The 6710-nt window shown below is 60.6% G+C and carries 10 protein-coding genes; 4 read left to right on the top strand and 6 right to left on the bottom strand.

Going from position 1 to position 6710, the window contains the following annotated elements; genetic code table 11:
• Positions 1-13 precede the first annotated feature (13 nt).
• Positions 14-367 (top strand): glycine-rich domain-containing protein, encoded by a 354-nt coding sequence (locus F6X40_RS43755; RefSeq protein ID WP_410452736.1) that lies wholly within the window; start codon positions 14-16, stop codon positions 365-367.
• A 350-nt stretch (positions 368-717) separates the two neighbouring features.
• Here F6X40_RS43755 and F6X40_RS40630 read toward each other — a convergent pair whose 3' ends face one another.
• The 3 genes from F6X40_RS40630 to F6X40_RS40620 form a co-directional block, all read right to left on the bottom strand.
• A complete protein-coding gene (locus F6X40_RS40630) occupies positions 718-1506 on the bottom strand; it encodes a TatD family hydrolase (protein WP_187631773.1) in 789 nt (262 codons plus the stop codon).
• A 293-nt stretch (positions 1507-1799) separates the two neighbouring features.
• Positions 1800-2072 carry a hypothetical protein gene (locus F6X40_RS40625; protein WP_187631772.1) on the bottom strand — a complete coding sequence of 91 codons (273 nt, stop codon included), beginning with the start codon at positions 2070-2072 and terminating at the stop codon, positions 1800-1802.
• 388 nt (positions 2073-2460) lie between these two features.
• A complete protein-coding gene (locus F6X40_RS40620) occupies positions 2461-2664 on the bottom strand; it encodes a cold-shock protein (protein ID WP_187631771.1) in 204 nt (67 codons plus the stop codon).
• Positions 2665-3459: 795 nt separating this feature from the next.
• Between F6X40_RS40620 and F6X40_RS40615 the strand changes: the two genes are divergently transcribed.
• From F6X40_RS40615 to F6X40_RS40605, 3 genes are all read left to right on the top strand, one after another.
• Complete coding sequence (locus F6X40_RS40615; RefSeq protein ID WP_187631770.1) at positions 3460-3753, top strand: hypothetical protein; 294 nt, start codon at positions 3460-3462, stop codon at positions 3751-3753.
• Complete coding sequence (locus tag F6X40_RS40610) at positions 3750-4472, top strand: hypothetical protein (RefSeq protein WP_187631769.1); 723 nt, start codon at positions 3750-3752, stop codon at positions 4470-4472. Before F6X40_RS40615 ends, F6X40_RS40610 begins: the two co-directional genes overlap by 4 nt.
• A 224-nt stretch (positions 4473-4696) precedes the next feature.
• Positions 4697-4843, top strand: coding sequence for a hypothetical protein (locus F6X40_RS40605; RefSeq protein WP_187631768.1), 147 nt, complete (start codon positions 4697-4699; stop codon positions 4841-4843).
• On the opposite strand, the gene F6X40_RS40600 is transcribed toward F6X40_RS40605, so the two are convergent.
• The 3 genes from F6X40_RS40600 to F6X40_RS40590 form a co-directional block, all read right to left on the bottom strand.
• Entirely contained in the window at positions 4807-5190 is a 384-nt protein-coding gene (locus F6X40_RS40600) for a hypothetical protein (RefSeq protein ID WP_187631767.1), read from the bottom strand. The genes F6X40_RS40605 and F6X40_RS40600 overlap by 37 nt on opposite strands.
• Before the next feature lie 325 nt (positions 5191-5515).
• Positions 5516-5932: a hypothetical protein gene (locus F6X40_RS40595; RefSeq protein WP_187631766.1), complete on the bottom strand. Its 417-nt coding sequence runs from the start codon at positions 5930-5932 to the stop codon at positions 5516-5518.
• A 2-nt stretch (positions 5933-5934) separates the two neighbouring features.
• Positions 5935-6294 carry a hypothetical protein gene (locus F6X40_RS40590; protein ID WP_187631765.1) on the bottom strand — a complete coding sequence of 120 codons (360 nt, stop codon included), beginning with the start codon at positions 6292-6294 and terminating at the stop codon, positions 5935-5937.
• Between the last annotated feature and the right edge of the window lie 416 nt (positions 6295-6710).

Here is a 6710-nt window from a genome sequence, read left to right as displayed (position 1 = left end):
ACGAGATCCTGAGATGTCTCGTGGGCTCGGAGAGGTGTATAAGAGACAGGTGCAATACGCTGCCGGGGGCGGAGGGGGTGCCGGTGGCGTCGGACAAACCAACGCCTATGCCCCGAGCACGGGGATAGGTGGCCCGGGCATCAGCAACTCGATTACCGGCACGGCCGTCTATTACGGAGGAGGCGGAGGGTCCGGCGCGTATCCATCAGCTGACGGTGGTGTCGGAGGCGGGGGCCAGGGCACACAGTCGGCAAACGGGACGGACGGTACGCCCAATACTGGCGGAGGCGGTGGCGGCATGGGTAGAAACCAGGGGACCTTTGTGGGCGGCGCGGGAGGCTCGGGCGTCGTATATGTTCGTTATTGAGGCCGGGTCGCGGACACAGCTCGGCCTTGTCAAATCGTGCGCGGAAGATTCGAAGGACCTTTTGGCATGAATCCGCATGGGCCTTTACAACTGGGGGCTGTGCTGCACCGGAGAAAAGCCATCAGCTCTCTTTGCATCCTCGCCTCGCCCTGTCGTGCGAGACCCTCCATTTCTGGCCCGGAGGTACTGACCGCCCGAAGTCCGTCGGCCGCTGTCCGATAGGCAGTGACGCTGCGCAATGGGTCGCATTCACCGGAAAGGACAGACGGCGCCGGCGCCTCGAACTGCGGAATTTCGGTTCAGTTTGAGGATGTAATCCCGATTTCTCGGTCGCCCGTGTTGGCCCGGTTTTACCGCTTCGCGCTCGGCAGGGCGAACAGCCGCCGACTGTTCGCTTCGCAGGTGGCGCCGACCTCTTCGGGCGGAAGGTCTAGCAGCTCGGCGACCGCTTTGGCGACCCACGGCAGATTCGCGGGTTCGTTGACGGAACCGCGTTTCGGCTTGTTCCTCGGCATCAGGTAAGGCGCATCGGTCTCCAGGTGTATTCTCTCGAGCGGAATCACTTTCAACGCCTGCCGCAGGCTTTCGCCGCGCACCGGGTCGGCTACCCAGCCTGTGACGCCAATGTCATAGCCGTCCTCGAGATGCGCGAGCGCTTCAGCCGCTGTCCCGGTGAAACAGTGGACGACACCTCGTGCGCCGGCGCGCGCGGCTTCGCGTGTCATTGCCCGAAAGTCCTCGAAGGCATCCCGGCTGTGAAGGAAAAGCGGCTTTCCAACTTGGACGGCGGCGGCCAGCTGCTGCTCGAACGCGTGACGCTGCGCATCACGTGGGCTGAACAGGCGATTGTAGTCAAGGCCTAGCTCGCCAACCGCGACCACTTCTGGCTGCCTCCAGAGCGCATCAAGAGCAGCGTGCACCTGGTCGTCCCAATGGCTTGCACCATGCGGATGCACGCCTGCTGTCGCCCATATGTATCCGGCATGTTGGCAGGCCAGTTCGTGGGCCGCCTGGCTCGCGGCGCGCGAGGACCCTGTCGCAAGGATAGCTCGGATGCCCGCGCTTTTCGCACGCTCGAGGAGGGGTCCGGTGCTCCCCTTAAGCTGAGGGCTGTGGAAGTTTACGCCGATGTCGAGCATAAGGAATGAGGTCGATGGAGGAGTCGAAGAATGCCGCTGCAGCGCAACTATAGCGCGCTTGCTGCCGACCCTACGGCCTTGACGCCTGTGGTCACAACCGATGCTCCTGCGGACACGGCAGTACTCGCGACATTGATGACGGCACATCCTTGAAGGGAAGCGAGGATAGCCACGGCAAGTAAAGTTCTCATTTTTTTGGGGCGGTCGGTGCGCGTGAGAAGCGGAGTCAACGCCCCGGTTCTCATGCTGGTTCTATCAACAGGCGCCTGCTCGGATGGCGGGCACGAAGGTCGTCAAGCTTGCAATGTTGTCGTTCGCGGCATTCGGTGCAGGACGGGTGTCGCATTGTCGCCCGGTCCGTCGAACTGACCGGACCGCACGAAGCCGAGCCGGACATACCACGCTTCAAGCTGCTCGGTTGTCAGCGCATTTGCGTTCAGAGCGTCCAGCCGACGCGCTTCTTCAGGCTCGGACTCAAATCCCCAATCCGTTTCATAGAGGAGCCGGTATGGAGTGAGCTTCAGCGACACGCCGAAAGCGTCAGCGGCAGCGATGACCCGCTCCATTGCACTCCGGCCGTGGCCCCGGGCGCGTGCGACGTCGGACCAGATTCCGTCAACATTGATGAGCGTGGGATTCACGGCACGCAGGGTGACGTGTACGAGATGTGCGTGCTTGCGATGAGCTTTGGCAAATTGTGCCAGAGCTTTGCCAGCAGGGGACTCGGCGAGACTCGCAGTCTCGCGCGCTTCGCTCGGGAGGGACATCGTGCGCCTAGGAGGTTTGTAAAATCAAACCTGTCTAGGGCGCAGTCTTAAACGCTCAGATTTCTTTCATGTAGCGCGCGCGATGAAAACAATAATGCCCCGCACGTCTTCCAACGAGCGGGGCATCGGGGCTGGCAGTTATTGCCGGGTCACGTCTGAAGCGGTGCCGGGACCGCCCGTTCGCGCCTTACTGCGGCTGGATATTGGCCGCCTGCTTGCCCTTAGGGCCTTGCTTAACTTCGAACGACACCTTCTGGTTTTCCTGCAGCGACTTGAAGCCGTTGCCTTGAATTTCCGAAAAGTGAGCGAACAGGTCATCACCGCCGTCATCCGGCGAAATGAAGCCAAAACCCTTTGCATCGTTGAACCACTTAACCGTTCCGGTTGCCATAATTTTTTCCAAGATTTGGGAAGATTGAAAAAACGCGAGTCGCCTCGCGCCTACGGGGACTCAAGAGAAAGAAGGACAACCGGAGTGTGACAATTTGAGGGAGAAACACAGACGGGCCAACATTTTTTTCCACTTGAATACTCGTATAGCAACTTTATAACGCGGAGAAGACCGTTTGGCAATAAGTGGAAATATCGTGACGATTGGACGCGTCTGGACGGGTGCCCAGAAATAGTGCGCGGTCACCCGCGTTCCCAGTCTTCACTGTTATTGCGCACCCTCCCGAATCGCGAGTCTCACTGGGCCTAGCATCCTGTTATTCGCGCTTTTGGTCTCTTGCCATCAGGTCTCGATTGAACTTCGCGCGGTGCGAATTCCTTTGCAAGACGAGCCGTATCGCTGCCCGTAGGTCCTATAGGTCTGGCCTACCGAACTCGGCAAGTTCGCGTTGAACAGTTCACGCGCGCTTTGACCACCGCTCGTTGTAACTACCTCGGGCGCCTCATCCTTTTTCCGCCAAATATAAGGTAGCCATACCGGACATCCAGCGGCTAGCAGTTCTAGCACCTCGCATCTGAGCGCTTCCCGCCGTCGAGGGAGCGCGGCGCAGTAAGGCTTGGCTAGTCGGTACCTGGGCACGCGGCCGGCAGTCTCAGCGATGGCAGTCGCCCTGTGGACACCGTTGGCTCGAAGGTCCCGGACGCTGATAGCTGGAACGAAGGCCTGCGGCCCCGTGGCATAGGTGAGCTTTTACGGGCGCTGAAGCCTCGCCGGACGCGAAAAAAGAGCGTTGCAATGGATGAAACGCCCGCATTCTGTCTCGATATGAAGCTGATGGGCAACTTTGGCCGCTTATGGATTGCAGGGCCTCCCGTAAATGCTCACCTTTCGAACATCGAAACCCCGGCGCAGTTCTTTGACACAATCCGGACGCTTTACAAAAACTGCGTAAAGAGCGCTAAAATGAGGGGCTGTCGGCCGCGTAAAGGGCAACACACCCTGTTTGCTGCCGAATTGCAAACTTTCCCGTTTTGCGCGGCATCTAGCTTGATTGCCCGGATTCCGCGCACGGTCCTTCTTCCGGAATGAACCATATGCGCCGAGCCGGCAACCCGTTTTACCGTGAGCGCGCCCAGCGCGACCTCCAGGGATTCAAGTTCACCAAGGTGTTCGGAAGTGGCTCGAGCACCGAAGGCACACCGCGATACGAAATTTGGCGTTGCCGTAAGCCGGGCACAAGCGACCTCGCGATGGACATTGTGTTGACGCCGCTCACCGTTTCAGTGACGGGCGACATTGACCCGCTGGTTTTCCAAGTAAGCCGGGGCTTGGACTTCCTCGCAGGCAACGATATCGAGTATTACATTCACGGCAAGCTGAGTCCCGAATGTAAATCGGTAGAACTCGACCGGGACGCAATGAACCGCGATAGATTCGACCGGCTTCACGCAGAGGTCGACGACCTGCATGGCGCAGCGCTGGCTGAGGCAGGCATCAAGGATACCGATTACGAGCGCTTCGCGGACCTGATTGCTCTTGCCGAAAGCTTGCCAGAGGGGGAAGGGGAGGCGGCTCGAGCGCTTGAGGCGGCCCTCGACCTGGCGACGAGGGACGAATCGTTTGTCGGCACAGAGCACGAGTACTACCACCTGCTAGGCGAGCTGGACCTCGATACATCCGACATGGGCCAAATTACCAAGCCCACCGACACCTTGATGACGTGGCTGTATCTGGCGAACGAAGCTGCTCGGCAGATTCTTGACGACGCGGCGTTGTCGGCAACGGAGCTCGCGCACGCTGCCGCGTAGCGTGCGTGGACAGCAGACCAATAGAAAAGGGCACACCGCTGAATTTCTGATGGCGTGCCCCGCATACTTCCAGATTGGTCTTAGCGCGCTGGTCCCGGCCGGCGACGCTCGAATATATATAGCGCAGCGGATGGGTGTTGCGAGACCGCTACAGCGTGCTCGTTCTTCCCCGCTTGAGCGAAATGCGCAAAGCCAACCCAAACACAACGTTTTTCAGGACGCGCATGAGCGACGACATCATCAGGTTCGAGCTGGTCAAGACGAACCGGCGACTGACCTTTGACATCAGTTTTCAGCGCGAGGACACTCGTTACCGCCGCGCGGACCGCGAACTCTATGCAACGTTCGACGCAGGTGTCGAGGGGCACTGAGCGGCGCCGCGCGCGACTTCGCGGGATGCCGTCGCCGCGTTCGCGGCAACTTGCTGAACGGGGACGGCGGTCCCGGTGCGCCTCGTGACCTCCAGCGCCGTCTCTCCCCAGACCTTCAGCCGCAGCGCCTTGGCTTGCGCCAGTGCCTCGGCGATTTCCACGAGATAGCGTTCCTGCGGCTTGTCCCGCCGGTAGCCGCTTGCATCCAGATACGCCTGCCGGTCCTGCTCCGCATAGACGAATGCATGGAACATGGCGTCGCCTTCCGTTCTGAGGGGCGCTTTACCGGCCAGCAACGCGCGGAACGCCGCGATATCAGCCCGACATTCCTGTTCCTGGTCTTCCATGCCGCAACCTGCGATAGCTGCGAGGTAGCTGGTGCGGTCCTCAATGGCGTGCTGGAGAACCCAACGAAGCAAGTCTTTTCGGAGCATGGCCGGAAGGAGGAATTGAAAAGCCAATTATACGAGCTTCACACAGAATCCGGCTGATATGGAAATTCCATATCGTTTCCGTTTTCCATATGTCGTGGTGCCGTGCGCGTCCCCGAGTGCCTTGCTGGCGTTCCGTGCGAGGTAGTTCGGGCGGCGCCCGAGCAGGCAAGTGACGCCGATATGGAAATGTTGGTTTCCATATGCGCTGGGCGGAGTGCGTCTTCGGATACGGGGTGCACTAGTGGCCGGAAGCGAAGACGACGTCGAATGCGACGTTGCGCGGACCCTCAAGCGCGACCTCAGCGGCCGCCAGCTTCAAATTGAGGTTAAACACACAATCCGCCCAATTATGGGCGGATTGGTTCCATGCCGCCTCAGCGCTCGCGGGCACCCTTAGCAAAACCGTGACGCCGCTGAATACGCCAAAGCAATCCACCACGCGCACCTCGGCGACCGAAGGCGACGCAGCCGCGCGCGCCACCTCAAGTGCAAGGTCGACGTGGCACTGTATCGCCGATAGGCTTACGCCGGCGAGGCCGAGAAGCTTCCCGGCGGCGTGGGCCGTTGCTTCCTCCAGTTGAGGGTCCAGTCGCCGCAGCCACTGCGCGGTCTCCTGAGCGCTATCCTCGGCGGTGCTCGGCGAAGCCGGTTCCACCCTCACTCGTCCTCTCCCTGCGGATTGTCCGCTGCAGCGTCAATGGCTGGCGTCGGCGGCTTAGGGCGAACGGGCGACGGGAAGGAGGGCACGACGGCTGTGGCCGGTCCTCGATGACGGATTGCGATGGCGAGACGTTCGGCCCAGTCCGCAAGCTTGTCAAGTGCGGCCTCGGCGTCTCCTGTGACTGTCTCCTCCATGACCGCCCTGAAACGGGTCTTGCCCGGCGAGAGCTTGAGGTCGTGGATAAGCGTCACGGGAAGCTCAAGAATCGAGCCGGCGTTCGGCGCCTGGTTATAGGCCTCGTAAGTAACGGTTAAACGGTTGTGTTCGTCGACTTTGCTGCCGGTGATTGTGAGCATATTGTCCGGAAGGGAAAGGGCAGAGTGCTTGGTAGTGCTCGATTGTAAAGCAACGACGTCTTCGTTACAAAAGAACGCGCCAGCCAGACCGTCTTTTCAAAACGCGAATCGTCGCAAACGGAAAAATGCAACGGGCATCAAGGCGCGTTGTTTGGGAAGGACTGTCCTGTGCCCCAGATAATTCGGACTGCGCCCTGGCCTCCCGATGCATAGAGGCCATAGCCGCCTCCGCCGCCACCGTAGGTCCCGCCGACACTACCGGAGGGCGTCTGTCCGCCCGAACCTCCGCCACCGGGTGTCGGAGGAGTGCCTGCGGCGCCCGCACTTCCCGAGGGACCTTCACCGTTGAGGCCAACGCCGCCTCCCGCGCGGCCGACCGCAAAACACGGCAAGTTCACGCAAATGCCGCCGCCCCC

It is taken from the genome of Paraburkholderia sp. UCT31 (assembly GCF_014397655.1).
Classification (GTDB): Bacteria; Pseudomonadota; Gammaproteobacteria; order Burkholderiales; family Burkholderiaceae; genus Paraburkholderia; species Paraburkholderia tuberum.
The sequence above is the reverse complement of the archived record's forward strand: the minus strand, read 5'-3'. Positions and strand labels throughout refer to the sequence as shown.

Excerpts from the sequence above, each read along its gene's own strand:
- F6X40_RS40625 (WP_187631772.1), bottom strand. The coding sequence starts at position 2,072 with ATGGAGCGGGTCATCGCTGCCGCTGACGCTTTCGGCGTGTCGCTGAAG.
- F6X40_RS40630 (WP_187631773.1), bottom strand. The coding sequence starts at position 1,506 with ATGCTCGACATCGGCGTAAACTTCCACAGCCCTCAGCTTAAGGGGAGC.
- F6X40_RS40605 (WP_187631768.1), top strand. The coding sequence starts at position 4,697 with ATGAGCGACGACATCATCAGGTTCGAGCTGGTCAAGACGAACCGGCGA.
- F6X40_RS40600 (WP_187631767.1), bottom strand. The coding sequence starts at position 5,190 with ATGGAAGACCAGGAACAGGAATGTCGGGCTGATATCGCGGCGTTCCGC.
- F6X40_RS40610 (WP_187631769.1), top strand. The coding sequence starts at position 3,750 with ATGAACCATATGCGCCGAGCCGGCAACCCGTTTTACCGTGAGCGCGCC.
- F6X40_RS43755 (WP_410452736.1), top strand. The coding sequence starts at position 14 with ATGTCTCGTGGGCTCGGAGAGGTGTATAAGAGACAGGTGCAATACGCT.
- F6X40_RS40590 (WP_187631765.1), bottom strand. The coding sequence starts at position 6,294 with ATGCTCACAATCACCGGCAGCAAAGTCGACGAACACAACCGTTTAACC.
- F6X40_RS40620 (WP_187631771.1), bottom strand. The coding sequence starts at position 2,664 with ATGGCAACCGGAACGGTTAAGTGGTTCAACGATGCAAAGGGTTTTGGC.
- F6X40_RS40615 (WP_187631770.1), top strand. The coding sequence starts at position 3,460 with ATGGATGAAACGCCCGCATTCTGTCTCGATATGAAGCTGATGGGCAAC.